Annotated in this window: 1 pseudogene; it reads right to left on the reverse strand. The window is 79.1% G+C overall.

Going from position 1 to position 1,075, the window contains the following annotated elements:
- A pseudogene (locus ABD056_RS22715) lies at positions 1–1,075 on the reverse strand (hypothetical protein); the annotation flags it as partial.

A 1,075-nucleotide genomic window follows, 5' to 3' on the forward strand; every position in this document is an offset into this window, starting at 1 on the left:
TTCCTGCTCCGCCGCCTGCTGCTCGGCCTCGGCGCGGGCAAGGCCCTGGTCGATGGTGGAGAGGGTTTCGCCGTGCTGGCCCAGTTCCAGCCGCATCTGGGCGATCTGGCCGCTGCGGGCGTCGATCTCGGCCCGCAGCGCCGCCGCCTGCCGCACCGCCGCGGTCACCTCGGCCAGGGCGGCGGCGGCGGCCTTGGCGGCGTGGGGCAGGGGGGGTACGGGGCGGGAGCCCGCCCGGCCCCCCCCCATTGCCCGCCCGGGGGGCGGCCAGGGCGGTGGCGGCGGCTTCGGCGGCGGCGCGCAGACGGTCGGCATCGGCCGTCGCCGGATCGGCCGCCAGGGCCAGGGCGGGCATCCGGGCGGCGGCCGTCAGCCATTCCGCCCGCAGTTCCGCCACCTCCTGCTCCAGCCGGCGGCCGTCCTCGCGGCAGCCTTCCATCACCGTGCTGAGACCGTCCCGCTCCGCCGCCGCCTTGCGCCAGCGGTCATCCAGGGCGCGCATCTCCGCTTCCAGGGCCACCACCCGGCCGCGCTGCTCGCGCACCAGGGCATCGAGCGGCGTCGTCGCCGCCGCGCCGGTGAGGGGGTGCTCGCGCGAGCCGCACACCGGGCAGGGATCGCCCGCCGCCAGCAGGCTGCGCAGCCGCGCCGCCACCTCATTGCCCGCCGCCTGCGACAGTTCCAGCGCCCGCCGCGCCTCGGCCAGACGGCCATCCACCGCCGGCCGTTCGCTGCCGATGGCGGCGATGGCGGCGATGGCGGCGGCCTGCCGCGCCTCGGCATCGGCCAGCAGTTCCGCCGCCGCCGCCTGACGGGATCGCAGGGGGGCGGCGACGGCGGTCAGCAGCAGCAGGCGGGAGATGGCATCATCATCGTCGGCCGCCCGCTGGCGGCGATCCTCCAGCGCCTCGGGGTCGAGCGCCGCCAGCCGCCGGCGCACCGGCTCCAGCCCCGCTTCGGCGGCGGTCAGCGCCTCCGCCGTGCGCACGCGCTGGGTCTCGCGGCGGTCGCGGCGCTGACGCAGGTCGGCGATGGCGCCCATGCGGGCCGCCGCCGTGGCCGTCGCGGATGCGGC

Origin of the sequence: Caenispirillum bisanense (genome assembly GCF_039523075.1) — a bacterium.
GTDB lineage: Bacteria > Pseudomonadota > Alphaproteobacteria > Rhodospirillales > Rhodospirillaceae > Caenispirillum > Caenispirillum bisanense.